Genomic DNA, 25,068 nt, shown 5'->3' on the forward strand with positions numbered 1-25,068 from the left:
GCTGCCGCCTGTTTGCCCGGAGGCGCTACGCTTACCGGGCCTACAAGGATCGCGATAAATTGTAGACCGGATTAGCATAGCGCCATCCGGTATTTTTTTATGCGTTTTTTTGCTCTTTCGACGGTAAGAAGCCTTCCAGCACAATCAACGCCGCACCGATACAGATTGCCGTATCAGCAAGGTTAAATGTCGCGAAATGCCACTCACCGACGTAAAAGTCAATCATATCAACCACGAAACCGTGCCACAGGCGATCAAACAGGTTGCCCAGCGCACCGCCAATGATTAACGCATACGCGATGTTATTCAGCTTCTGCGTCGCCTTCGAGCGATACATCATCACCATCAGAATGACGCAAATACCGATCGCGATACCGGCAAAGAACCAACGTTGCCAGCCACCGCTGTCAGCTAAGAAGCTAAACGCCGCGCCATAGTTACGCGCATAGTGCAGATTAAGCGACGGGAACAGCGACACCGTATCCCCCAGAGCAAAATTCTGGAGGATCAGGTACTTGCTGCCCAAATCGATAATCAGCACGACTACCACCAGCCACAGCCAGCGTAGTCCTGTTGAACAAAGAGGTTTACTCATCAGGCAAACTTACGTTGTTCGCCATCACCGGCGATGTTGCTGACACAGCGTCCGCAGATATCTGCATGTTCCGCCACCTGGCCGACGTCGGTAGTGTAATGCCAGCAGCGCGGACATTTATCACCTTCGGCTTTGCTCAGTACAATTTTCAGACCTTTGAGCAGTTCGCTCTGCTGAGCATCAGTTGGAGCCGCTGCAAAATCTGCAACCGTCGCGCCGGAGGTCAGCAGAACAAAGCGCAACTCTTCGCCCAGCGCGGTCAGTTTCGCCGCCAGCTCAGGTTCAGCGTACAGGGTCACTGCCGCTTCCAGAGAACCGCCGACTTTCTTATCCGCACGCGCCTGCTCGATAACCTTGTTCACTTCGCCACGCACTTTCAGCAGCTCGTCCCAGTAGGCATCGTTCATCGCTTCGGTTTCGCCTAAGCCAAACAGACCTTCGTACCATTCACCGGTAAAGACGTACTTCTCACGATCGCCCGGCAGGTAGCCCCAGATTTCATCGGCGGTGAAGGACATGATCGGCGCCATCCAACGAACCAGCGCTTCTGCAATATGGAACAGAGCAGTCTGGCAGCTACGACGCGCCACGCTGTCCGCTTTCGCGGTGTACTGACGGTCTTTGATGATGTCGAGGTAGAACGAACCCATTTCTACGGAGCAGAAGCGCATCAGGCGCTGTACCACTTCGTGGAAGTCATAAGCTTCATAGGCTTTCAGGATTTCGTCCTGCGCCGCTTGCGCACAACCTACTGCCCAACGATCCAGCACCACCATCTCTTCCGGTTTCACCATGTCTTTAACCGGATCGAACCCGTTCAAGTTCGCCAGCAGGAAGCGCGCGGTGTTACGGATACGACGATAGCTGTCGGCAGCACGTTTCAGGATTTCGTCAGAAACAGCCATTTCGCCAGTATAGTCGGTAGAAGCAACCCACAGACGCAGAATATCCGCGCCCAGTTTGTTCATCACGTCCTGCGGAGAAACGGTGTTACCGATAGATTTGGACATCTTACGGCCCTGACCATCAACGGTGAAACCGTGGGTCAGTACCTGGCGATAAGGTGCTTTGCCTTTCATGGCGGTGGAGATCATCAAAGAAGACATGAACCAGCCACGGTGCTGGTCAGAACCTTCCAGATACATATCTGCCGCATGGCCCGCAAACTCAGGACGCACATCCACGACGGATGAGTGGGTTGAACCGGAGTCGAACCACACGTCCAGCGTATCCGGGACTTTGACATACTGGTCAGCTTCGTCGCCGAGGATATCTTTCGGATCGAGATCCCACCACGCCTGGATGCCGTCAACTTCAACGCGTTTAGCCACTTCTTCCATCAGTTCGATAGCGCGCGGATGCAGCTCTTCGGTGTCTTTGTGAACAAACAGAGACATCGGCACACCCCACGTACGCTGACGGGAGATACACCAGTCAGGACGGTTGGCAACCATCGATTCAATACGCGCCTGGCCCCAGTCCGGGATCCACTGTACGCCTTTGATCTCTTTCAGCGACTGCGCGCGCAGGCCTTTCTGATCCATGCTGACGAACCACTGCGGGGTCGCACGGAAGATGATCGGTGACTTGTGACGCCAGCAGCATGGATAGCTGTGCTGCATCTTCTCAACGTGCAGCAGCGCGCCTTTTTCGCTCAGCAGCGCAACGATTTTGTCGTTGGCTTTAAAGACATTCACACCGTCCAGATCCGGATAGGTACCCGCCAGGTATGCGCCGTCCGGGCCAACCGGGTTAGCGATTTCCAGACCGTATTTCTGGCTGATGACGTAGTCATCCGGACCGTGACCGCCAGCGGTATGGACCGCACCGGTACCCGCGTCCAGCGTAACGTGATCGCCAAGGATAGCCGGCACGTCAAAGCCCATAAACGGATGGGTAAAGCGCAGCAGCTCCAGCTCAGCGCCTTTAACGGTGCCGAGAATGGTGTATTCAGCCGCGCCAATACGCTGCATGACGCTTTCAACCAGATCTTTCGCCAGAATCACAGCCTGGCCGTCAATCTGCACCAACGCATAGTCAAAATCAGGTGCCAGAGAGATTGCGCGGTTCGCCGGTAACGTCCACGGGGTAGTGGTCCAGATAACCAGCGAGATCGGGCCGTTGACGTCAGAAACGCCAAATTTCGCTTTCACCGCATCCTGATCGGCAGCGTGGAACGCCACGTCGATGGACGGGGAGGTTTTGTCATAATACTCAACTTCCGCTTCCGCCAGCGCGGAACGGCAGTCAACGCACCAGTGTACCGGCTTCGCACCTTTGTGCAGGTGACCGTTGCCGATGATTTTACCCAGTGCACGAATGATGTTGGCTTCAGTTTTGAAGTCCATGGTCAGGTACGGATGCGACCAGTCGCCCAGTACGCCAAGACGGATAAAGTCTTTACGCTGACCATCAACCTGGGTCGCTGCGTATTCACGGCACTTGGCGCGGAACTCAGCAGCGGTGAACTTCTCGCCCGGCTTGCCGTATTCCTGCTCTACTTTCAGCTCGATCGGCAGACCGTGGCAGTCCCAGCCCGGAACGTACGGCGAGTCATAGCCCGTGAGTCCTTTGGACTTCACGATAATGTCTTTCAGAATCTTGTTAACCGAGTGACCAATATGAATGCTGCCATTCGCATAAGGAGGGCCATCATGCAGAATGAAGGTTTTTTTGCCTTTTTTGGCCGCACGAATGATGCCGTACAGGTCATCATCAGTCCAACGCGCCAGCATTCCCGGTTCGCGCTTGGCGAGATCGCCGCGCATCGGGAACCCTGTTTCCGGCAAATTCAGGGTTGATTTATAGTCACTCATCAGATTCTCGGTTCCGTATTTAAAACTCGTATAGGCATTAAGCCGGTTTTGTTAGCCCAAAAAATTCACGGGCAGTCAACTCATCACGCGCAATCTGCGCTTTTAGTTCATCCAGCGAAGCAAATCGCTGTTCGCTGCGTATTTTTTTACGCAGTACTACATCTATATGGCGACCATACAGGTCCATTACAACGTCCAAAAGATGCACTTCCAACTGCTGGCGTACGCCTGCTACCGTCGGCCGGGTGCCGATGTTGGCGACGCCGGGTAAAAGTTTGTCACCCAGTCCCATCACTTCAACTGCATAAACCCCTTTCACCGGAGAAACCTGGCGACGCAGCGGTAAGTTTGCCGTCGGAAAACCGATGGTGCGCCCTAATTCATCACCATGAACGACACGTCCTGAGATAGTAAAAGGATGCCCAAGCAGGCTTTCGGCCAGTTGCAGGTTATCTTCTGCCAGCGCCTGACGTACCGCGGTGCTGCTAATGCGCACACCGCCTTCGCAGAAGGTTTGGGTGCTGGTGATATCAAAACCATACTCAGCGCCCGCTTCCTGTAATAACAAGAAATCGCCCGCACGGCTAGCGCCAAAGCGGAAATCATCACCAACGGCAAGAAATTGTACACCAAGGCGCTTCACCAGCAGGTCGCTGATGAAGGTCTGCGCCGTTAATGCGGCGAAACGCCTGTCAAAACGCACGCACAGCACGTAGTCCACACCGCATTCGGCCAGATAACGCAGTTTTTCCCGCAGGCGGGTAAGGCGCGCAGGCGACTTATCCGTCGCAAACAGTTCCAGCGGCTGTGGCTCGAAAATCATTACCACCACCGGTAAATTGCGTTTGCGCCCTTCTTCCCGTAAGCCTTGCAGCAACGCACGGTGGCCACGGTGCACACCGTCGAAATTACCAATAGTCAGCACACACCCATGCGGGGCCTGGCTGAGATTATGTATGCCTCGTATCAGCTTCATGTCTGGCTCAAAACAGTGAAAATCGTGAAAGTATACCCTGTACCGCGGTCAAGGTTAACCGGCGATTGTTTCTACGAAACAGAAAGAGGATGGTTTTCATTGTTATGAAACAAATTGACGCCCTTCACGGGCACACCAATGCAATTTTTCTCGTGGAAAAGCTGTATTCACGCCACGCAAGCTGGTAGAATCCTGCGCCATCACTACGCAACGAGTGCTGGAATTTAAACGGCGCTTATTTGCACAAATCCATTGACAAAAGAAGGCTAAAAGGGCATATTCCTCGGCCTTTGAATTGTCCATATAGAACACATTTGGGAGTTGGACCTTGGCTAATATCAAATCAGCTAAGAAGCGCGCCGTTCAGTCTGAAAAGGCCCGCAAGCACAACGCTAGCCGTCGCTCTATGATGCGTACTTTCATCAAGAAAGTATACGCAGCTATCGAAGCTGGCGACAAAGCTACTGCACTGAAAGCATTTAACGAAATGCAACCAATCGTGGACCGTCAGGCTGCTAAAGGTCTGATCCACAAAAACAAAGCTGCGCGTCATAAAGCAAACCTGACTGCACAGATCAACAAACTGGCTTAATCGCCTGTCTGTTGTCGCTTTGTGAAAAAACCCGCGCAAGCGGGTTTTTTTATGCCTGTCGTTTGTACAACCAGCTTCGAAGGCAACCGTCATCCACTGACCTTGTTCGTACTCCTCTGGGCCGCTTCTCTTTTCAGCCAGCCGCCTTACCGGGCACATGAAAGTCATTTTCTTTCACTGTTTAATTTTTTTAATTTCATTGCTAATCAAATTGTGACCGTCATAGCAAATGACATAATTACTCCCCCAAAAACGAATAAACGCAATCCTGATGTAAGATTTGATAATTGATCACAATGCCCGTGTTAACTATTTTTCACCAAACCAATTAACCACTATTTCTCTCCAAAGGTTTAATTTTTTAGATAAAAAATAACAACTACCCTACTGCTTAGAAAGTAAAAGCTGTTTTTCTGGGCGTATCGCACCAATATCGGAGTTATTATTATGAGTTCTGTTATTGAGGATACCCAGTCTTGCGGGTCAGCATCATTATCTTTACTACAGCGTATTAGCTACGGCTCTTTGGATGTGGCAGGTAATCTGCTGTACTGTTTCGGTTCAACCTACATCTTATATTTCTACACTGACGTTGCGGGTATAAGTCTCGCCGTAGCAGGTGTCATCCTGCTACTGGCGCGTATCGTAGATGGTATAGATGCCCCAATCTGGGGGATCATTATCGATAAAACACGTTCACGTTACGGTAAATGTCGTCCCTGGTTTTTATGGCTGCCGCTGCCTTTTGGTGTATTCAGCGCGCTGTCATTTTGGTCTCCAGATATCAGCATGACAGGAAAAGCCATATATGCAGCAATATCCTATATGATTGCCAGCATTTTATTTACCGGACTTAATACACCGCTCAGTGCAATATTACCTCTGATGACCCTGTCCCCTAAGGAACGGCTGGTATTAAATTCCTGGAGAATGACCGGAGGACAAATCGGGGTTTTATTAATGAATGCCACAGCATTACCCCTGGTTGCATTTTTAGGTAACGGAAATGATCATGCCGGATTTATTTATACGGCGATTCTGTTTGCTGCGATATCCTGTTCGCTAACGCTTTTCGCCTTTAAAAATATCCGCGAAATGGATGCGGATAAAATACAGCAAGAACCCAAACTGCCGATGAAAAAAAGTTTCACGGCGATGAAAGGTAACTGGCCATGGATCCTGATGGTGCTGGCCAATCTGATCTTCTGGATTGCCCTGCAACAGCGGTCCACCACCATTGTTTATTATCTGACCTACAACCTCGATCGCAAAGATCTGGTTCCGCTGATTAACAGTCTGGCGACGATTCAGATCCTGTTTATCATCGCCATCCCTTTCTTTAGCAAATACCTGGCTAAAACCTGGATATGGGTAGGCGGCTTGCTGGTCGCCACGTTTGGCGGCGTCTTGATGTGGCTGGCGGCGGACAACATACCTTTCCTCATCGCGGCCTGGGTGCTCGGCAATATCGGTAGCGGAATCGCCTGCTCAATACCGTTTGCCATGTTGGGCTTTGCCGTCGACTTCGGTGCCTGGAAAACGGGCATCAAGGCCACCGGCATTCTTATCGCCTTCGGCAGTACTTTCTGCATCAAGATGGGCAGTGGTCTGGGTACCGCTTTCGCCGCCTGGATCATGAACAGTTTTGGCTATGTCCCGAACCAGACCCAAAGCGCTGCGGGCCTGGAAGGCATTACCTGGGCCTTTATCTGGGCGCCCGCCCTGCTCTTCGCACTCGCGGCGATCCCGCTACTTTTCTTCCGTAAGTACGAAGCAATGGAAGAGACGATTCGCCACGATCTGGAAACCATCACCCAATAACTTTCTTAATCTTTACCCTCAAAATATGGGAGGCACCACCATGCCATTTGTGCAACATGACCCGCGTCGTCTGGTCTGGCAGCAAAACGATCGCTATTTGTGGATTGAACCCTGGGGCGAGAACAGCCTGCGCGTACGCAGTGGCCGTCATCTTCCGGTTATGCGAAATGAGGACTGGGCGCTCACGGAGCCAGTCACAGAAAGCGCCTGCCACATCGTTTATGAGCACCACCAAGCGACGCTGACCAACGGCAAAATTATCGCTATCGTCAATCAAAAAGGACAAGTTACCTTTTACCGCCATCCACACAAACCCCTGTTGCAGGAGTTCTGGCGTCTGCGGGGCGAAATCGGCGAGGACGAATCTTCCCACGGCCAGTATGTCAGTGCCCTAAACCTTGAAGGGCGCGAGTTCCGCCCTATTCAGGGAGGAAAATATTCGATTAAAGCCCGCTTCGAAGCTGCCGAAGGGGAAAAAATTTACGGCATGGGCCAATATCAGCAGGCCAATCTGGATCTCAAAGGATGCGTGCTCGAACTGGCCCAGCGTAACTCTCAGGCCTCGGTGCCCTTTATGCTCTCAAGCCTGGGCTACGGATTTTTATGGAACAACCCGGCGGTCGGCCGCGTGACGTTCGCCCATAACGTGACCGAGTGGGAAGCTCAGGTCAGCGAACAGTTGGACTACTGGATCACCGCTGGCGATACCCCGGCAGAAATTAGCCAGGCGTATGCGCTCGCCACGGGCACGCCGCCGATGATGCCGGATTACGCCATGGGCTTCTGGCAGTGCAAGTTACGCTATCGCACCCAGGAGGAGCTGCTCGCAGTCGCCCGCGAGTACAAACGGCGCAATCTCCCCATCTCGGTAATCGTTATCGATTTCTTCCACTGGCCAAATCAGGGGGACTGGATGTTCGACTCGCGCGACTGGCCCGATCCCGATGCCATGATCGCCGAGTTAAAATCGCTGGGTATTGAGCTGATGGTCTCCGTCTGGCCGACGGTGGACAATCGCACCGAGAGCTATCGGGAGATGCGCGAAAACGGCTGGCTGGTACAAACGGAGCGCGGATTGCCAATTAATATGGATTTTCTCGGCAATACCACTTTCTTTGATGCCACCCATCCCGGCGCTCGCGACTACGTCTGGAGTAAAGCAAAACGCAACTATTACGATAAAGGCGTGAAGCTCTTCTGGCTAGATGAAGCCGAGCCGGAGTTCAGCGTTTACGACTACGATAACTATCGCTACCACGCCGGACCGGTGCTGGAAGTGGGCAATATCTACCCGCGAATGTACGCCAAAACCTTTTTTGACGGCATGAAAGCCAATGGCGAAGACCAGGTTATCAACCTGCTGCGCTGCGCCTGGGCTGGAAGTCAGAAATACGGCGCGCTGGTGTGGTCAGGTGATATCCACTCATCGTTTCGTTCTCTGCGCAATCAGTTTGCCGCCGGGATGAATATGGGGATTGCAGGTATCCCATGGTGGACAACAGATATTGGCGGCTTTCATGGCGGCAATATTCACGACCCACGCTTTCATGAGCTACTGATTCGCTGGTTCCAGTGGGGCGTGTTTAGCCCGGTGATGCGCCTGCACGGCAACCGCGATCCGCAGATTTTACCGCAGCAGCCTTATCGGGACGGGATTGCCCAGTGCCCTACCGGCGCGCCCAACGAGATCTGGAGCTACGGTGAGGATGTGTGTGATGTGCTAACGGGTTGCCTGACACTGCGTGAGAAGCTCAAGCCCTACATCAAAGCGTTAATGGCAGAAACGCATAACTACAATACACCGGTGATGCGTACCCTATTTTTTGAGTTCCCCGATCAGCTAAAAAGCTGGGAAATCACCGACCAGTACTGTTTCGGCCCCGATCTGTTGGTTGCGCCCGTTATGCATGAAGGTATGCGCGAACGCGACGTTTGGTTGCCAGAAGGGGAAACATGGACGGATTTTGCGACCGGCGAGAGCTATCAGGGAGGACAAACGCTGCGCTATGACGCTCCCCTGAACAGAATTCCGGTATTTATCCGCGAAGGCGGGCAGTATCGTAATATGTTGAAACTGTAGTCATAGCCCGGCTGCGGTTAGTACACCGCAGCCGGCAACATGAAGGCGTTTAGACCTGTGGCGGCTTGAACAGTGCTGAATAGTTGGCATTGCAAATACGCTGCACCGCCGGATGCTGGATCATCCTCTCCGCGAATATGGCGTGATACTCCTCCATCACATTCTCAACGCGTCCAATTTCAACAATAGAATCATCAGCATAGAAATTGTGTGAATACAGCGTAGGGGCAACGAATATCGCGTTATGCGTTGCGCCAAACGCTTTCATCAGCGCGGCGTCATCAAACTCGCCAAGGATTTCAACGTTCAGTCCTTGTGAGTTAATCCAGTTCAACAGCTTACGTCCAAGCATCGAACGACGACCAGGGATCAGCAATCGACGCTCTTCCAGACAGGCCGGAAACGGTTTCTCAGGCAGCGGCCTGGTGCACCAAAAGCTCACGCTGCATTCGCCAATCCGCACCGAGAACAGCCCTTCCTGCTGCGTTGAGTCGATCGGGCAATCGGAGATAATCATATCCAGCTTATGCTGGCTGAGCTGCTCCAGCAGCATCTCGTGTGTTGATTCAAAACAACGCAGATGGATTTGCTCGTTCTCAACCACAGCAGCATCCAGCACGCTGCTAACCAGTTGCTTCGATAATGCATCCGCCACGCCGACATCAAACAGCAAATTCGACTCTTTGCGATAGTTCACGATATCCAGCATTTCCTGGCTTAAGGTGAACATTTTATCCGCATAACGGAAAACTAATTCGCCTAACTCGCTGGGTTCCAGCCCTCGCCCCTTACGCTTAAACAACTTCCCTTGTAAGCGTTCCTCAAGCGCTTTGATCTGCCCGGTAATAGTTTGCGGTGTCAGATAAAGCGCTTCTGCGGCACCCACCACCGATCCTTCTTTATACACATGCCAGAAGTAATACAGGTGGTTGTAATTTATATGAGACATACTCTCTCCCTGAAATTGTCACCAAAGAGTTATCTGCTCAGGCTGACGTATTCAACCGGGTACGCAGCCAGCTATAACCGATAACTGCCGACAACAGTGAACCAATCAGGATCCCCAGTTTTGCCCAGTTAATCAGCTCCGGATCAACGTTACCAAACGCCAGACTGGCGATGAAAATCGACATTGTAAAGCCGATGCCGCACAGAATACCGACCGCCATAATTTGCTGGAAACTCGTGCCTTCAGGCAGTTGCGCCACCTTGAGACGTAATGCCAGCCAGCAGAACAGGCTGATCCCCAGCGGCTTACCGATAAGCAGGCCAGCGATAATTCCCAGCGGCAGGATAGAGGTCAATCCATCCAGCGTCACGCCCTGCAGCGAAACACCTGCGTTAGCGAAGGCAAACAGCGGCAGGATCAGATAAGCCACCCACGGATGCAGGACATGCTCCAGACGCTTTGCCGGTGAGCGCCCATGTTTTTCCTTTAACGGAATGAAGAAACCAACGATCACGCCTGCCAGAGTTGCATGCACGCCGGACTTCAGCACTGCCGTCCATAGCACGACGCCAACCAGAATATAAATACCGGTGCGTCTGACACCGCACAGATTCAATGCCGCCAGGACGAGAATTGCGCACGCGGCGACGCCCAGAGACAACAACGAGAGATCGCTGGTGTAGAACAACGCGATGATCACAATCGCGCCGAGGTCATCGATAATCGCCAGCGCCATCAGGAAGATTTTCAGTGCCAGCGGAACGCGACTGCCCAATAACGCCAACACGCCTAATGCAAAAGCGATATCCGTTGCTGCCGGGATTGCCCATCCTTCACGAGTGATAGGGTCGGCATAGTTGAATGCCAGATACAGCAACGCCGGGACAATCATGCCGCCAATCGCGGCAATAATTGGAAACGCCGCCTGACGCAGGCTGGCAAGCGAGCCCTGCATTAACTCACGCTTCACTTCCAGACCAATCAACAGGAAGAATACCGCCATCAACGCGTCGTTGATCCACAGCAGCATATTTTTGTTGATTTCAAGCGCGCCAACCCGCAGTTGGACAGGTGTTTCCAGAAAGGCGTGGTACCATCCACTGGTAACCCCGATATTTGCCATCAGCATAGCGACTGCGGCTGCGATGATCAGGATGATGCCTCCCGAGGCGTCGCTACTAAAAAAACGATGCAGATGTTTCACTTTTATTCTCTCTATTGGGTGAATACTTCGTAATTACTATCTTACACCCGCAAAAAGCTCGTTAAAATTAGATTATTCATGATGAATGAGTCGGCTTTTCCGAGCATTATAATAAGAGAATGTTGTATCAGTTAACCTTCACTTGGGTGATGTCGCGCATTAAACGCGTATCTGAGATGGTCCAGCGTTGCCGTCACATTTGCCGGAGACATACGGTTGAGGTGTGCCAGAAAAGGATGTGTATCGATAAAATGGATAAAACGGGTCGCACTCACAAGCGTGGCGCTGCGTTGCATACTCGTTTTTCGGTTCTCTGTTAAGTTGCATACTGCCAGCGCGTAGTCACGCGTGGTGAATGTTCACCAAACGTTATTACGGATGCCGCCCCCCATAAATAACCTTGGCGGAATATCTTTTTGCGGTGCTGATTCTCCACGTTCTCTCACAAAAGCAATGTGGCAACGCCCTTGCTGAACATGCTGTATATTCGCCATCATACATCCTCCCAGGATAAAGCATTCCTGATCGAGGTAATGCTGAATATTGAGAGAACGTTCATCCGTGAGCATTTTAACCAACTCGAAATGGCGATAAGCTGGCAAAACGGGTTTAACTAACATCCCCGGATCATTTTTGTGCAATATTGCAGGACCGTAATCCACATCAAAAAGCGTCTCCCGCCGCATCGTTATCACTTCTTTACGTTGCACAATATGCGCCAACGTACCGGGAGGCAGGCGTTCTTCATAGTCAGAATGATACTGATACTCAGCCTCTACGGGATGAGCTGAGTAATTTGTCGTAACGGCAACAATTCGACCGGTATTCTCTTCTGCAGTGACCAACACATACAGAAAACTATCACTACCGTTAAATTTGATCCGAAAAGCGCGCGTGCTCATGGCGATATCAAACGTAGGAAAAGTAAATTCGCGTTCCGCCAGATTTGCATTGCGAGAGAGTTTCTGTAACTCCCGATTCAACCCGGTGCTATCCAGCACGAGTGCGGTGCGAATATCCGCCAGTGTCGCACCTTCCTGAATCAGCGTGGCGAGATAATCCTGACGCGCATCTGTTTTCTGCCTGACAGGAGAAATAAATGTTTTATGACAACGCTGACAGTAAATACGCGGTTCTCCTTGCGCAGAAAAACCGTACTTTTTGAGTGAAATTCCCCCGCAGTGGGGGCAGGATTTTATCAGTCCTTTCCATGCCTGATTAACCGACTGACGAAAGCGGTTGAGTGATCGTTCCGAAATAATGGGGAAGAGAAAACCGCAGGCCCGGCATAGTATATTTTTCCCTTGGTTTTGGTAATCCGGGCTGTTCAACATACCCATATTTTTGCAGCCGGGCGTTTTACAACTATCGACATTAATCCAGGAAAACATATTCACTCCCTGCGAATACGATACGTTCAAGCAAATACTGATTTTATCTCTACAGGTGAAAAACCATTTTCGTAGAGTGTTTTCATGGCACTCATCGTCATTGCGGTATGAGAGAAAAACGACTTAAATCCCGCGCACAAATAGTTGTGATTTCTTTTACCTGATATTGACGGCAAAAAACGATGCTTAGGACAACCGCCATAACAGGCGAACTGCCATGAGCAGGAGTCACATTCTTGTGCCATTGTGCGTCGCTTATCCTCGCCAAACTGCCGGTTTTTTTCGCTATTGTTCATCGCGCGCAGCGTCGAATCCTGAATATTCCCCAACTTGTACTGCGGATACACAAAATGATCGCAGTTATACACATCGCCGTTCATTTCCATGGCGAATGCGCTACCGCAGGTTGGTGCAAACACGCATACCTGCGGTGGTAACCCGCACCACGCCGCGAGCGTCTGCTCAAACATCTGTATGCCGATATCACCAATATCGTTACGGACCCAGACATCAAAAATAGCGTTGAGAAAATGGCCAAATTGCAGTGAATCAACCGACCACGGCATCATTCTTGTTTGTCCGCCTTCAGGATGTGCCAGACCAATACCCCCCTCTTCAGCGCTTCTTTCGATGAGCGGAATAAACTGCATATAGCGACTGCCAATGCTTTTCAGATAGTTATAGACTCGCACCGGGTGATGCATATTCGTGCGATTCACCACCGTCAGCGTATTAAATTCTACACCGTGGCGTACCAGACATTTAACGGCCTGTTCAACTTTCCCATGCGTCGGTTTACCCGAACGAGTAACCCGCCATTCATCATGTAACGCGGCATCACCATCAATAGAAACGCCCACCAGGAAGGCGTGTTGCTTAAAAAAAATAGCCCATTCGTCGTCAATCAATATACCGTTAGTCTGGAAGGTATTTATAATCGTTTTACCGCCAGAATAACGCTGCTGCAATGCCAGCGCTCGCCGATAAAATGCCAACCCCATCAGCGTAGGTTCTCCCCCCTGCCACGCAAAAATCACGTCATTCACATCCTGCGCGGCAATATGCTGTTTGATGAATAACTCGAGCATGTCATCTGACATTCTGTAATTCGCTTTTCTATCCGGATAAAGCATCTCCTTTTCCAGATAAAAACAGTATTTACAGTCCAGATTACATACCGAGCCTGTCGGTTTAATCATGACCTGACAACTTTTTGTCTGCATTGTGATAGCTCCATAAATAAAAGAACCTGGCTCAGCACAAAAGCGTTGAACCAGGCGGGCATAGCCCTAAGTGGCATACCTTATGTTTCTTATAATTATTCAGTTAGCCCCAGGTGACTGGCGTTGGCTTGTCACCGCGAGCTTTCATCAGCGAATCGTTGTCAATGTCCTGTTTGTATTTCAGGAACTTGCCATACAGTTGTTTCTCGATTTCAGGTTGTTTCCCAATCTGATTAAGCGTTTCAAAGCGATCTTTTTTCAGGTTGTAGAGGTATTTGGGTTTATTTTCACGATCGATAATCATCTTCCAGTCGCCATCACGGATCGCCCATTCGTCAGTAGGATCATCCTGGAACGGCATATCAATGCCAAAGATGAGTGGTTTCTGACGTGCTAACGTTTTCTGTTCAAGTAATGGAACCAGAGACTGCCCATCGTAGGTACGATCTGTTGGCAGTTTAAAATTCATCATGTTTGCTAACGTCGGCACCCAGTCAAGACCATAAACTGGCGTATCCGTTACCATCCCCTGCGGAATATGTTTACCGTACTTGATGATTGCCGGAACACGGATACCGCCTTCCCAAAGGTTATCTTTACGGCCGCGAAGCCCATCCGTTTCACCCGCCAGGTTCAGTTCATATACTTTGCGAGCCTCGCGTGTCACTGGGCCGTTATCACTGGTGAAAATGACAATGGTGTTATCTTCTTCACCCATTGCCTTGATCTTATCCATTACTTTACCGACCTGAGCATCCATATAGCTGATGTTCGCGTAGTATTCGCCTGTTCCTCGCCACGGCTTATCCGCCCAGTCGCCATAAAACAGATCCGGATGCTGTTTCTGGTAAGCGCTCATATATTGCGAATACATGTCGAGGTACTTTTTCGGTGAGGCCAGCGGACTGTGAACTTCCGTGAACGCGACATATAAGAAGAACGGTTTGTCGTCTTTCTTGTTATCCAGCCAGTTGACGACTTCAGAACTGACAAGCTCGCCGCTCATGGTGTCCGCACGACCAATATGCTGTCCATTACGGATCCAGCCAGTGGGATGCACCATGCCATAGCGGGGACGTTCTTTTGCGTTATCAAGCGTAGCATCCGTGACGAATCCCGCCGGGTTTACCAGGGTGTAGTCAAACCCCATGTCCTTCGCCTGCGGTTGATCGGTGCGATCGCCCCCGGCATTCAGGTGCAATTTCCCCATCATCGCCGTGTCATACCTCTGTTGCTTTAACAGGTTGGCAATCGTCAGTTCATTCCGTCCCAACGCGACATCTTTGCCTTCAGGGATCCAGGAACGGATCCCTGTACGGAATGGCATACGTCCCGTTAATAAACCCGCACGAGAAGGAGAGCACAGCGGCGCGGGCGCATAGTAGTCGGTAAATTTCACCCCTTCCTGTGCCAGCTTGTCGATATTAGGCGTTTTGACGATTTGATGGCCATAAGTCGCGAGATCGCCATAGCCCAAATCATCAGCCATAATAATCACTAAATTAGGCTGTTTCGCTGAAGCTGCATATGTTGTTTGTAATGCGCTCCCGGCACATAATGCCAGCCCAACCAAACTCGCCACGACTGTTTTTTTCATTTCCGATCCTTTGGTTTTATTTAAAATGAATACCCAATCATATAAATCATCTGATCCCCGTAACCGTCATAACCCAGTTTGTTTTCAAAATAGCGATACGTCACTGTAGCTTTCCATCGTGGATAAAATTTCCACGCCAGTGTTAATCCGCCATTTAATCCATTCCGGCCAAATTGCTGTTCCGCATAAGCATCATTTCTATCAAGCTCAATTTCATTCCAGTCAGATAAAACAAATTTCTCACCAAATAAAGTAAAATTGTAAGCCGCAGTCCAGCCAATAACGTAGCCATTCCAGCCGCTGGTTTGTCCGTATCGTTGTGATACATAATCACCAGATTGGTTATGCAAACCTATATAGGGTTTTAAAAACCCCCAATCTCCGCTCCAGCCGAGATAACCCAGACCATAAAACATATCCAGATCGTCGCCCCAGGAGTTATCCCACTGGCCATAAATCTTGCCAAAGAAGGTATAATCAGAATCAAAGAGACGCACATGGGTCATCGCCGACACCGTATGATTTCGACCGGCTACAGCATGATTTAACACATTACTTTCAATAAATGAGTAAAATTCGGCTTCTCGAAAATTGACACCAAAATCCGCTGTTGCTTTCCAAACCTCGCCACGATGTACATTGACAAATCCGCTATTCCAGTCGGCATAACCGGCATTAATCGACCCAAAAGAATTTTTATACTCCAGAGCTTGTGCTGCATGGCTAAAAAGAGAAGGCACTATAAGTATAAGACAAGCTAATAGTCCATTTTTTATCCGAGGCATTGAATGTATTCCCCATAATTATAATTAATCCATCAATAAATATTGTGTTACCGCGGTGACAAATAATAATGAAATAGAATGACAGGATAGTGATGTAAATCTCACATCAAGGAAGGTGAATCGTTATTACTGGTAGTGTGTCAGAATATGTTGTTTGAGAGGAGATAAGTAATTATTTCGCCAGAAATATGACTGTAGTTGCCTTTTAAATTAGGTTGGCCGTGATTATTTATTGATGTTAAAACAATCACATCAACCAGGTATGCGGTTGTGAATAGTCAAAAAAGATGTTAGTTCTAAAACCGTAGCACTGCTCCACACATCATACTATTCCAACAAGGTAAAATAATATATCCGATGCCGGTAAGGGTCTGGATATCCATCTGCCAGGTAAAAAAAAGGCCATCTCATCGCTGAAATGGCCTTTTCTCTACTTTTATTTTAGCGCGTCAAATCGTCAAAGAATTTCTTCACGCCGTCGAAGAAGCTTTTGGAACGCGGGCTGTTTTGTTCACCCGTCGGGCCACCAAAGCTATCCTGCAGATCTTTCAACAGCTGTTTCTGTTTGTCGTTGAGGCCCACCGGGGTTTCAACCACCACACGGCACAGCAGATCGCCCTGTGCGCCGCCGCGTACAGACTTAACGCCTTTACCACGCATGCGGAACAGTTTATCGGTCTGCGTTTCACCCGGAATTTTTAACTTCACGCGACCATCCAGCGTCGGGACTTCAATCTCGCCACCCAGGGCTGCCATTGCAAAGTTAATCGGCACTTCGCAGTACAGGTTATTGCCTTCACGCTCGAAGATTGGGTGCTGTTTAACCTGCACCTGCACGTACAGATCACCTGCTGGCGCGCCATGCTCACCGGCTTCGCCTTCACCAGACAAACGGATACGGTCGCCGGTATCAACCCCAGCCGGGATTTTAACAGACAGCGTTTTGCTCTTCTCAACGCGACCATGCCCGTGGCATTTGTTGCACGGATCTTTGATCAGCGTACCGCGGCCCTGACAGTGCGGACAGGTCTGCTGTACGGCAAAAAAGCCCTGGCGCATCTGTACCTGACCAGAACCGTGACAGGTTGGACAGGTTTGTGGCTGAGTGCCTGCCTTCGCGCCGCTGCCGTGGCAAACGTCACACTCTTCCAGCGTAGGGATACGGATCTCTTTGGTGACGCCACGCACGGCTTCTTCCAGAGTGAGATCCATGTTGTAACGTAAATCAGCACCACGTGAGGCGCGCTGACGACCACGACCGCCGCCAAAGATATCGCCAAACACGTCACCAAAGATATCGCTGAAGTCAGCCCCGCCGCCAAAACCGCCGCCGCCGCCCATGCCGCCTTGCTCAAACGCAGCATGACCGTACTGATCGTAGGCCGCACGTTTTTGCGCATCGGTCAGGATCTCGTACGCTTCTTTGATCTCTTTAAACTTGGCTTCGGCCTCTTTATCACCCTGGTTGCGATCCGGGTGATATTTCATGGCCAGGCGCTTGTAGGCCTTTTTGATTTCACGCTCTTCCGCTGATTTGGAAACGCCTAAAATCTCGTAATAGTCTTGCTTAGCCATCTCTTTTTATCTGCCCCTAACATGCGTGCACGGGCGGAGAGGAAACCTCTTCGCCCGTGCCAGTAATTACCCGTTCAAAGGGCGATTATTTTTTGTCTTTCACTTCTTCAAACTCGGCGTCGACAACGTCGTCATCTTTCGCGTTATTTGCAGAAGCATCAGCGCCTGCTGCACCAGCCTGTTGCTGTGCGTGCTGCTGCTGAGCGATTTCCATCAGTTTCTGGGAAACCTGTGCCAGCGCCTGCATTTTCGCTTCGATATCCGCTTTGTCTTCACCTTTCAGAGAAGTTTCCAGCGCGGTCAGTGCAGACTCGATGGCAGTTTTGTCGTCAGCCGGCAGCTTGTCGCCTGCTTCTTCAACCTGCTTGCGAGTGCTGTGCAGCAGATGGTCACCCTGGTTACGGGTCTGAACCAGCTCTTCAAACTTACGGTCAGATTCTGCGTTCGCTTCTGCTTCGCGAACCATTTTCTGAATTTCTTCTTCGTTCAGACCAGAAGAAGCCTTGATGGTGATCTTCTGCTCTTTACCGCTGTTTTTGTCTTTCGCGGAAACGTGCAGGATACCGTCGGCATCGATGTCAAAAGTCACTTCGATCTGCGGCATACCGCGCGGAGCCGGGCTGATGCCATCCAGGTTAAACTGACCAAGATCTTTGTTATCAGCAGCGCGTTTACGTTCACCCTGCAGCACGTGGATGGTTACCGCAGACTGGTTGTCTTCAGCGGTAGAGAACACCTGGCTGTGCTTGGTCGGGATAGTGGTGTTTTTCGCGATCAGCGGAGTCATTACGCCACCCATGGTTTCGATACCCAGAGACAGCGGGGTAACGTCCAGCAGCAGCACGTCTTTAACATCACCGGTCAATACACCACCCTGAACAGCAGCACCGATTGCTACGGCTTCGTCCGGGTTAACGTCTTTACGCGGTTCTTTACCGAAGAACTCAGCGACTTTCTTCTGCACCATCGGCATACGCGTCTGACCACCAACGAGGATAACGTCGTTGATATCAGATACGGACAGGCCAGCATCCTGCAGAGCAACTTTCAGCGGCTCGATAGAACGGTTAACCAGGTCTTCAACCAGGCTTTCCAGTTTCGCACGGGTCACTTTGATGTTCATGTGTTTCGGACCGGTCGCGTCTGCAGTGATGTACGGCAGGTTCACGTCGGTCTGCTGAGCGGAAGACAGCTCAATCTTCGCTTTCTCAGCGGCTTCTTTCAGACGCTGCATCGCCAGCGGGTCATTACGCAGGTCGATACCCTGATCTTTCTTAAACTCGTCAACCAGGTAGTTGATCATACGGCTGTCGAAGTCTTCACCACCCAGGTGGGTATCACCGTTGGTTGCCAGAACTTCGAAGGTTTTTTCGCCGTCAACTTCGTCGATTTCGATAATAGAGATATCGAAAGTACCACCACCGAGGTCATATACCGCGATAGTACGGTTGCCGACTTCTTTATCCAGACCGTAAGCCAGCGCAGCTGCGGTTGGTTCGTTGATGATACGTTTTACTTCCAGACCTGCGATACGACCGGCGTCTTTAGTTGCCTGACGCTGAGCATCGTTAAAGTATGCAGGTACGGTGATAACTGCTTCAGTTACCGGCTCACCCAGGTAATCTTCAGCCGTTTTCTTCATTTTTTTCAGCACTTCAGCAGAAATCTGCGGCGGTGCCAGTTTCTGACCTTTTACGTCAATCCATGCATCACCGTTGTCAGCACCGATGATTTTGTACGGCATGATAGCTTCATCACGCTGTACTTCTTCGTCCTGGAAGCGGCGGCCAATCAGGCGTTTAATCGCAAACAGGGTGTTTTGCGGGTTTGTCACTGCCTGACGTTTAGCCGGCTGACCAACCAGAGTTTCACCATCCTGGGTATAAGCAATGATAGAAGGCGTGGTGCGATCGCCCTCGGCGTTCTCCAGCACACGTGCAGTAGTGCCATCCATAATCGCTACACAAGAGTTGGTAGTACCCAGGTCGATACCAATAATTTTACCCATCTAAACGTCTCCACTAAAAATTCGGTCATCATGTGGTTGTGAATCTGTAATAAGGGCGAAACGTGCGGTTTCAACTACCCTGAATCGTTTTTTTTCAGACTCACCACTGCGGTTGCTTACAAGATGGGGTCGTAACCCACGTCATCAAGGGGGGCATGAAAATTTTTTTTTAGCGCAGTGGCGATAAAATCGTAGAGAAAAGGCAGAAAGCTGAAAAAATGAATAGTCGCCAATTAAAATTAATTCATAAAACCAATGAAAACTGTAAAATTATTCACGGAAAAATTGTAATAAAAAGAAAAGATTACAAGCATGAATCGTGATTCTGACAGCGGTAAGATGGTCTGAAACGACACACTTTTACAGCCGTCAAAGAGAAATTCCATGAAATCCGTATTAACCCTTTCCGCCAGCCTGCTTATGGGCCTGCTGCTGAGCAACGCCGCACACGCTAACGATCATAAAGTCCTCGGCGTGATCGCCATGCCCCGTAATGAAACCAACGATCTGACGCTGAAACTTCCCGTTTGCCGCGTGGTGAAACGCATTCAACTTACGGCCGATCATGGTGATTTACAGCTCAGTGGTGCATCGGTTTATTTCAAGGCTGCCCGCATGTCCAGCCAGAGTCTGAACGTGCCTTCCTCCATCAAAGAAGGGCAAACGACCAATTGGATCAACATCAATAGCGACAACGACAATAAGCGCTGCGTGAAAAAAATTACCTTCTCCGGTCATACGGTGAACTCTTCTGATATGGCGACGCTGAAAATCATCGGCGACGACTAATTCCCCATACTTTTATTCAAAAGCCATAGAAACATGAATGTCACCTATTTGAATGACGACGATCTCGATTTTCTTCAGCATTGCAGTGAGGAGCAGCTCGCCAATATTACCCGCCTGCTTACGCATAATGAAAAGGGGAAAGCCCGTCTGTCGAGCGTTCTCAACCACAACGATTTATTTAAATCGATGGAAGGACACCCGGAACAGCACCGCCGCAACTGGCAATTAATCGCAGGCGAGCTTCAACATTACGGCGGTGACAGCATTGCCAATAAACTCCGTGGACATGGAAAACTGTATCGGGCGATTTTGCTGGATGTCTCAAAGCGGCTAAAGCTCAAAGCAGATAAAGAAATGTCTACGTTCGAAATTGAACAATATCTGCTGGAACATTTTTTACGCAACGCCTGGCAAAAAATGGATGCCGGACAAAAGCAGGAATTTCTGCAGGCTGTCGATGCAAAAGTTTCTGAACTGGAAGAACTGCTACCGTTATTACTGAAAGATCGTCACCTGGCAAAAGGCGTCTCTCACCTGCTCTCCGGCCAGTTAACCAAAATTCTGCGAACCCACGCCGCTGTCAGCGTAATCGGGCACGGATTACTGCGCGGAGCCGGACTTGGCGGCCCGGTAGGTGCGGCTTTAAACGGAGTTAAAGCGGTGAGCGGCAGCGCTTATCGCGTGACGATCCCAGCGGTACTCCACATCGCCTGCCTGCGCAGAATGCTCAACCACACATAAGCGTGATGCCCATCACAGGGAAAATAATTCATTTTCCCTTCGTGAGATCATAGACAGTGCCCTCTCCCCTGATTATTATGCCGCGCCCCGAAGACAGTGATCGTTATTTGGGGAAACTATTTCACCATTCAATCAATGATGATTTTGAGGAATTATGGGCAACACTAAGTTGGCTAATCCGGCACCGCTGGGCCTGATGGGCTTTGGCATGACCACCATTCTGCTTAACCTGCACAACGCGGGTTTCTTCGCTTTAGACGTTATTATTCTGGCGATGGGCATTTTCTACGGCGGTATCGCGCAAATTTTTGCCGGTCTTCTGGAATATAAAAAAGGCAACACCTTCGGTTTAACCGCCTTTACCTCCTACGGTTCGTTCTGGCTGACGCTGGTTGCGATTCTGCTGATGCCGAAAATGGGCCTCGCGGATGCAACCAATGGTCAGTTCCTGGGCGCTTACCTGGGTCTGTGGGGCGTGTTCACTCTGTTCATGTTCTTCGGTACGCTGAAAGCCGCGCGCATGCTGCAGTTCGTGTTCCTGAGCCTGACCGTGCTGTTCGCCCTGCTGGCCGTTGGCAACATTGCAGGTAACGAAGCAATCATTCACGTAGCGGGTTGGGTTGGCTTAGTGTGTGGCGCAAGCGCCATTTACCTGGCGATGGGTGAAGTGCTGAACGAACAGTTTGGCCGTACCATCCTGCCGATTGGTGAAGCGCACTAATCTGACAATATCCCCCCTTACGGGGGGATATTCCTTACAAACGCTGTAACTCTCCCTGTACGCTCGTATCGCGATGATAAATATCCTGTCGCAGCCAAATCCCCAGACCTAACCCCACCAGCGATAACGCCAGCACATACCAGGATGGAGCCATTGGCGACACGCTCATTAACATCGTCACGGCGATTGGCGTCAGACCACCAAAAATGGCATATGAGACGTTATAGGAAAAGGAAATACCGGTAAAACGGACTTCCGCCGGAAACGCCCGCACCATAACATAAGGCACTGCGCCGACCACGCCAACGCATAATCCCACCAGCCCGTATAACAGGAACAAGTGCTGAGGATGGCTGCCGGTCAGGTGATAGAAAAACCAGCTCGAGCAGGCCAGCAACAGGCTGCCGACAGTAAAGGTTTTGCTGGCACCAACCCTGTCGACAATAAATCCGGCCAGCAGACAGCCGACGCACAGCATAATGGTAGCGACACTGTTGGCCTGTAACGTTAGCGCGGGTGCAAAGCCATATTGCTTTTGCAACCAGACGGGCGACATCAGGATCACCACTACAATCCCGGCCGAGAGCAGCCAGGTCAGTAGCATTGACACCACCACCGCTTTTTTATGTTTGCTCACCACCGACTTTACCGGCAGTTCCTGCGCCAGCGCCTTACGTTGCTGCATCTCGAGAAAGATGGGCGTTTCCTGCAGCCAGCGGCGCAGGTACATCGCCACCAGCCCAAAAACGCCCCCCAACAGGAACGGGATACGCCAGCCGTAGTCATGCACCGCCTGTTGCGTCAGGTTGGTATTCACCAGCGTCGCAACCACCGATCCCAACAGAATCCCCACCGTCAGCCCGGCGGTCAGCGTGCCACAGGCAATGCCGATGCGGCGCTCCGGTACGTGCTCCGCCACGAACACCCACGCGCCCGGCACTTCTCCGCCGATGGCAGCGCCTTGCAAAATGCGCATCAGCAGTAACAGCAGCGGTGCGAGGATCCCCATTGAGGCGTAGGTAGGCAAAAGACCAATCGCCAGCGTCGGTATCGCCATCAGCAAAATGCTCAGGGTGAACATTTTCTTACGCCCGACCAGATCGCCAAAGTGCGCCATGATGATGCCACCCAGCGGACGCGCCAGATATCCGGCGGCAAAAATGCCGAAGGTTTGCACCTGACGTAGCCACTCAGGAATGTCTGCCGGAAAGAAGAGTTCACCAACAACAGCGGCAAAGAAGACGAAGATAATGAAATCATAAAACTCAAGCGCACCGCCGAGGGCAGCAAGCGTAAGAGTTTTATAATCCTGGCGATTCAGCGGTCGAGTGTGTTGTGACATAGCAAACCATCAGTCAGTGGAGTTATTGAATCTGTCTGTCGATATATGTAAAGCAAAAATTACTATATCGTAAACAATTCAATACTCCACTGTGATTGGCACTTATGTCATGATCGGGCTACTTTCAGGCGTTTGTATCGCGAATTGCGCTTTTAGGACGAAAAGATGCTACAACAGCCGGTGCAGTTTCCACATACGGTCCATCCAGCAACTGTATACAATACGGTACACTTGCAAAAATACCCGGTACGATAACCTTACCGTCGGCATCTTTCACGCCTTCCAGCGTTTCTTTGATTGATTTCGGTTGCCCCGGCAGATTCAGGATCAGCGCCTGTTTACGAATCACGCCGACCTGACGAGAGAGGATCGCCGTTGGCACAAAGTGCAGACTTATCTGGCGCATCTGTTCGCCAAAGCCCGGCATCTGACGGTCAGCGACGGCAAGCGTGGCATCAGGCGTCACGTCGCGACGTGCCGGACCCGTTCCGCCGGTAGTCAGCACCAGATGACAGCTCATTTCATCCACCAGCTCGCATAAGGTCTGTTCGATGATCGCCTGTTCATCCGGGATCAACCGCGTTTGCAGTTCAAAGGGGGTGGTAAGGGCAGACGCCAGCCACTCTTCCAGGGCCGGGATACCTTTATCCTGGTAAACGCCGCTGGAAGCACGGTCAGAAATGGACACCAGGCCAATGCGTAAAGTATTCATAATTATTCCGTTTAAACAGTCTCGTTAAACAGAATGATACACTGCGAAAGGAAGGACAGACAGGTTTCAGAAGAGGTAGCGTGACCCATATCAGGGCCACGCTCTAATGATTACAGCAGATCGCCGATCATTTTTTCCAGTTTACCCTGGTCTACAGCAAACTTACGGATACCGTCCGCCAGTTTGTCTACAGCCATCGGATCCTGGTTGTGCTGCCACAGGAACTCAGCTTCGGTGATGCGTGCAGGACGCGCTTTCACTTCGCCGGAGAAGGACAGTTTACGTTCGATAGCGCCTTCGCTTTCCGCCAGTTCTTTCAGCAGTGCCGGAGCAATCGTCAGACGATCGCAGCCTGCCAGCTCGATGATTTCGCCGATGTTACGGAAGCTCGCGCCCATCACCACGGTTTCGTAACCGTGCTGTTTGTAGTACTCGTAGATTTCCGTTACGGAAACCACACCCGGATCTTCTGCCGGTGCATACTCTTTCTTGTCGGTGTTGGCTTTGTACCAGTCAAGAATACGACCAACGAACGGAGAAATCAGGTATACGCCAGCTTCTGCACATGCACGCGCCTGCGCGAAGGAGAACAGCAGGGTCAGGTTACAGTTGATACCTTCTTTTTCCAGCTGCTCAGCGGCACGGATACCCTGCCAGGTAGAAGCCAGTTTGATCAGAATACGATCGTTGCTGATGCCAGCATCGTTGTACAGTTTGATCAGGCGTTTTGCTTTCGCGATAGACGCGTCGGTGTCGTAGGACAGGCGAGCATCAACTTCAGTAGAGATACGACCCGGGACCAGTTTCAGGATCTCCAGACCGATATTGACGGCCAGTTTGTCGGTCGCGTCGACGACCTGTTGAGCGCGGTCGTTGCTCTGCTGCTTAGCCCAGGCTACAGCGTCATCAATCAGCTTGCGGTATTCTGGGATCTGCGCTGCGTTAAGAATGAGAGAAGGGTTAGTTGTGGCATCCTGAGGCTGATACAGCTTCATTGCCGCGATGTCTCCGGTGTCGGCCACTACTGTGGTGAACTGACGAAGGGAGGTCAATTTGTCCGTCATGATAGCGATTCTCTTTAAACAGCTTGTTAGGGGGATGTAACCGATCTTCCCTGATGATAGCACGACGCACTCTCAGCGCAACCGCCG

19 protein-coding genes and 2 pseudogenes are annotated in these 25,068 nt (G+C 50.8%); 6 read left to right on the top strand and 15 right to left on the bottom strand.

From position 1 onward, the window contains the following. Positions 1 to 97 precede the first annotated feature (97 nt). The 4 genes and pseudogenes from lspA to HV041_RS25115 all read right to left on the bottom strand — a co-directional run bounded on the left by lspA (position 98) and on the right by HV041_RS25115 (position 4,598). On the bottom strand, positions 98 to 595 hold the full coding sequence (gene lspA / locus HV041_RS16685; protein ID WP_121584176.1) for a signal peptidase II: 498 nt from the start codon (positions 593 to 595) through the stop codon (positions 98 to 100). Continuing rightward, a complete protein-coding gene (gene ileS / locus HV041_RS16690) occupies positions 595 to 3,411 on the bottom strand; it encodes an isoleucine--tRNA ligase (protein ID WP_121584175.1) in 2,817 nt (938 codons plus the stop codon). The genes lspA and ileS overlap by 1 nt, the downstream gene beginning before the upstream one ends. Before the next feature lie 37 nt (positions 3,412 to 3,448). After that, positions 3,449 to 4,387: a bifunctional riboflavin kinase/FAD synthetase gene (gene ribF, locus HV041_RS16695; protein ID WP_121584174.1), complete on the bottom strand. Its 939-nt coding sequence runs from the start codon at positions 4,385 to 4,387 to the stop codon at positions 3,449 to 3,451. 7 nt (positions 4,388 to 4,394) lie between these two features. Then, a pseudogene (locus tag HV041_RS25115) lies at positions 4,395 to 4,598 on the bottom strand (DUF2575 domain-containing protein). Between the two features lie 117 nt (positions 4,599 to 4,715). Between HV041_RS25115 and rpsT the strand changes: the two are divergent. The 3 genes from rpsT to HV041_RS16710 all read left to right on the top strand — a co-directional run bounded on the left by rpsT (position 4,716) and on the right by HV041_RS16710 (position 8,880). Beyond that, positions 4,716 to 4,979, top strand: a complete 264-nt coding sequence (gene rpsT / locus HV041_RS16700; RefSeq protein WP_003018940.1) for a 30S ribosomal protein S20 — start codon at positions 4,716 to 4,718, stop codon at positions 4,977 to 4,979. 447 nt (positions 4,980 to 5,426) lie between these two features. Then, positions 5,427 to 6,800 carry an MFS transporter gene (locus HV041_RS16705; protein ID WP_121584173.1) on the top strand — a complete coding sequence of 458 codons (1,374 nt, stop codon included), beginning with the start codon at positions 5,427 to 5,429 and terminating at the stop codon, positions 6,798 to 6,800. Between the two features lie 40 nt (positions 6,801 to 6,840). Further along, positions 6,841 to 8,880 (top strand): glycoside hydrolase family 31 protein, encoded by a 2,040-nt coding sequence (locus HV041_RS16710; RefSeq protein WP_121584172.1) that lies wholly within the window; start codon positions 6,841 to 6,843, stop codon positions 8,878 to 8,880. 49 nt (positions 8,881 to 8,929) lie between these two features. On the opposite strand, the gene nhaR is transcribed toward HV041_RS16710, so the two are convergent. The 8 genes and pseudogenes from nhaR to dnaK form a co-directional block, all read right to left on the bottom strand. Then, positions 8,930 to 9,829: a transcriptional activator NhaR gene (gene nhaR, locus HV041_RS16715; protein WP_048212744.1), complete on the bottom strand. Its 900-nt coding sequence runs from the start codon at positions 9,827 to 9,829 to the stop codon at positions 8,930 to 8,932. A gap of 37 nt (positions 9,830 to 9,866) precedes the next feature. Then, the gene (gene nhaA, locus HV041_RS16720; protein ID WP_048212745.1) at positions 9,867 to 11,033 is read right to left on the bottom strand and encodes a Na+/H+ antiporter NhaA; all 1,167 of its coding nucleotides are present in this window, start codon (positions 11,031 to 11,033) and stop codon (positions 9,867 to 9,869) included. 131 nt (positions 11,034 to 11,164) lie between these two features. Next, positions 11,165 to 12,424 (bottom strand): annotated as a pseudogene (locus tag HV041_RS16725) (cytoplasmic protein). Positions 12,425 to 12,450: 26 nt separating this feature from the next. After that, a complete protein-coding gene (locus tag HV041_RS16730; protein ID WP_121584171.1) occupies positions 12,451 to 13,647 on the bottom strand; it encodes an anaerobic sulfatase maturase in 1,197 nt (398 codons plus the stop codon). Between the two features lie 103 nt (positions 13,648 to 13,750). Continuing rightward, complete coding sequence (locus HV041_RS16735) at positions 13,751 to 15,244, bottom strand: sulfatase-like hydrolase/transferase (RefSeq protein ID WP_121584170.1); 1,494 nt, start codon at positions 15,242 to 15,244, stop codon at positions 13,751 to 13,753. A gap of 20 nt (positions 15,245 to 15,264) precedes the next feature. Further along, positions 15,265 to 16,029, bottom strand: a complete 765-nt coding sequence (locus HV041_RS16740) for an outer membrane protein OmpK (protein WP_048212749.1) — start codon at positions 16,027 to 16,029, stop codon at positions 15,265 to 15,267. A 441-nt stretch (positions 16,030 to 16,470) separates the two neighbouring features. Further along, on the bottom strand, positions 16,471 to 17,604 hold the full coding sequence (dnaJ, locus tag HV041_RS16745) for a molecular chaperone DnaJ (RefSeq protein WP_182294247.1): 1,134 nt from the start codon (positions 17,602 to 17,604) through the stop codon (positions 16,471 to 16,473). A gap of 85 nt (positions 17,605 to 17,689) precedes the next feature. Further along, positions 17,690 to 19,612: a molecular chaperone DnaK gene (dnaK, locus tag HV041_RS16750; protein ID WP_003018959.1), complete on the bottom strand. Its 1,923-nt coding sequence runs from the start codon at positions 19,610 to 19,612 to the stop codon at positions 17,690 to 17,692. A 384-nt stretch (positions 19,613 to 19,996) separates the two neighbouring features. On the opposite strand from dnaK, the gene HV041_RS16755 reads away from it, so the two are divergent. The 3 genes from HV041_RS16755 to satP all read left to right on the top strand — a co-directional run bounded on the left by HV041_RS16755 (position 19,997) and on the right by satP (position 21,863). Beyond that, complete coding sequence (locus HV041_RS16755; protein ID WP_048212750.1) at positions 19,997 to 20,401, top strand: DUF2541 family protein; 405 nt, start codon at positions 19,997 to 19,999, stop codon at positions 20,399 to 20,401. A 33-nt stretch (positions 20,402 to 20,434) separates the two neighbouring features. Next, positions 20,435 to 21,142, top strand: a complete 708-nt coding sequence (msyB, locus tag HV041_RS16760; RefSeq protein WP_121584169.1) for an acidic protein MsyB — start codon at positions 20,435 to 20,437, stop codon at positions 21,140 to 21,142. Positions 21,143 to 21,296: 154 nt separating this feature from the next. After that, entirely contained in the window at positions 21,297 to 21,863 is a 567-nt protein-coding gene (satP, locus tag HV041_RS16765; protein ID WP_003018969.1) for an acetate uptake transporter, read from the top strand. 34 nt (positions 21,864 to 21,897) lie between these two features. Here satP and HV041_RS16770 read toward each other — a convergent pair whose 3' ends face one another. From HV041_RS16770 to tal, 3 genes are all read right to left on the bottom strand, one after another. After that, positions 21,898 to 23,205 carry an MFS transporter gene (locus HV041_RS16770; protein WP_121584167.1) on the bottom strand — a complete coding sequence of 436 codons (1,308 nt, stop codon included), beginning with the start codon at positions 23,203 to 23,205 and terminating at the stop codon, positions 21,898 to 21,900. Positions 23,206 to 23,329: 124 nt separating this feature from the next. Then, positions 23,330 to 23,917 carry a molybdopterin adenylyltransferase gene (gene mog / locus HV041_RS16775; RefSeq protein WP_003018973.1) on the bottom strand — a complete coding sequence of 196 codons (588 nt, stop codon included), beginning with the start codon at positions 23,915 to 23,917 and terminating at the stop codon, positions 23,330 to 23,332. Positions 23,918 to 24,027: 110 nt separating this feature from the next. Next, positions 24,028 to 24,981 (bottom strand): transaldolase, encoded by a 954-nt coding sequence (gene tal / locus HV041_RS16780; protein ID WP_005124064.1) that lies wholly within the window; start codon positions 24,979 to 24,981, stop codon positions 24,028 to 24,030. Positions 24,982 to 25,068: the final 87 nt, after the last annotated feature.

Origin of the sequence: Citrobacter sp. RHBSTW-00029 (genome assembly GCF_014104295.1) — a bacterium.
GTDB classification, from domain to species: domain Bacteria; phylum Pseudomonadota; class Gammaproteobacteria; order Enterobacterales; family Enterobacteriaceae; genus Citrobacter; species Citrobacter youngae.

Coding starts and splice junctions, on each gene's coding strand:
- HV041_RS16755 (WP_048212750.1), top strand. CDS start 19,997: ATGAAATCCGTATTAACCCTTTCCGCCAGCCTGCTTATGGGCCTGCTG.
- msyB (WP_121584169.1), top strand. CDS start 20,435: ATGAATGTCACCTATTTGAATGACGACGATCTCGATTTTCTTCAGCAT.
- HV041_RS16740 (WP_048212749.1), bottom strand. CDS start 16,029: ATGCCTCGGATAAAAAATGGACTATTAGCTTGTCTTATACTTATAGTG.
- satP (WP_003018969.1), top strand. CDS start 21,297: ATGGGCAACACTAAGTTGGCTAATCCGGCACCGCTGGGCCTGATGGGC.
- dnaJ (WP_182294247.1), bottom strand. CDS start 17,604: ATGGCTAAGCAAGACTATTACGAGATTTTAGGCGTTTCCAAATCAGCG.
- tal (WP_005124064.1), bottom strand. CDS start 24,981: ATGACGGACAAATTGACCTCCCTTCGTCAGTTCACCACAGTAGTGGCC.
- ribF (WP_121584174.1), bottom strand. CDS start 4,387: ATGAAGCTGATACGAGGCATACATAATCTCAGCCAGGCCCCGCATGGG.
- HV041_RS16730 (WP_121584171.1), bottom strand. CDS start 13,647: ATGCAGACAAAAAGTTGTCAGGTCATGATTAAACCGACAGGCTCGGTA.
- dnaK (WP_003018959.1), bottom strand. CDS start 19,612: ATGGGTAAAATTATTGGTATCGACCTGGGTACTACCAACTCTTGTGTA.
- mog (WP_003018973.1), bottom strand. CDS start 23,917: ATGAATACTTTACGCATTGGCCTGGTGTCCATTTCTGACCGTGCTTCC.
- lspA (WP_121584176.1), bottom strand. CDS start 595: ATGAGTAAACCTCTTTGTTCAACAGGACTACGCTGGCTGTGGCTGGTG.
- HV041_RS16705 (WP_121584173.1), top strand. CDS start 5,427: ATGAGTTCTGTTATTGAGGATACCCAGTCTTGCGGGTCAGCATCATTA.
- HV041_RS16770 (WP_121584167.1), bottom strand. CDS start 23,205: ATGTCACAACACACTCGACCGCTGAATCGCCAGGATTATAAAACTCTT.
- nhaR (WP_048212744.1), bottom strand. CDS start 9,829: ATGTCTCATATAAATTACAACCACCTGTATTACTTCTGGCATGTGTAT.
- HV041_RS16710 (WP_121584172.1), top strand. CDS start 6,841: ATGCCATTTGTGCAACATGACCCGCGTCGTCTGGTCTGGCAGCAAAAC.
- HV041_RS16735 (WP_121584170.1), bottom strand. CDS start 15,244: ATGAAAAAAACAGTCGTGGCGAGTTTGGTTGGGCTGGCATTATGTGCC.
- ileS (WP_121584175.1), bottom strand. CDS start 3,411: ATGAGTGACTATAAATCAACCCTGAATTTGCCGGAAACAGGGTTCCCG.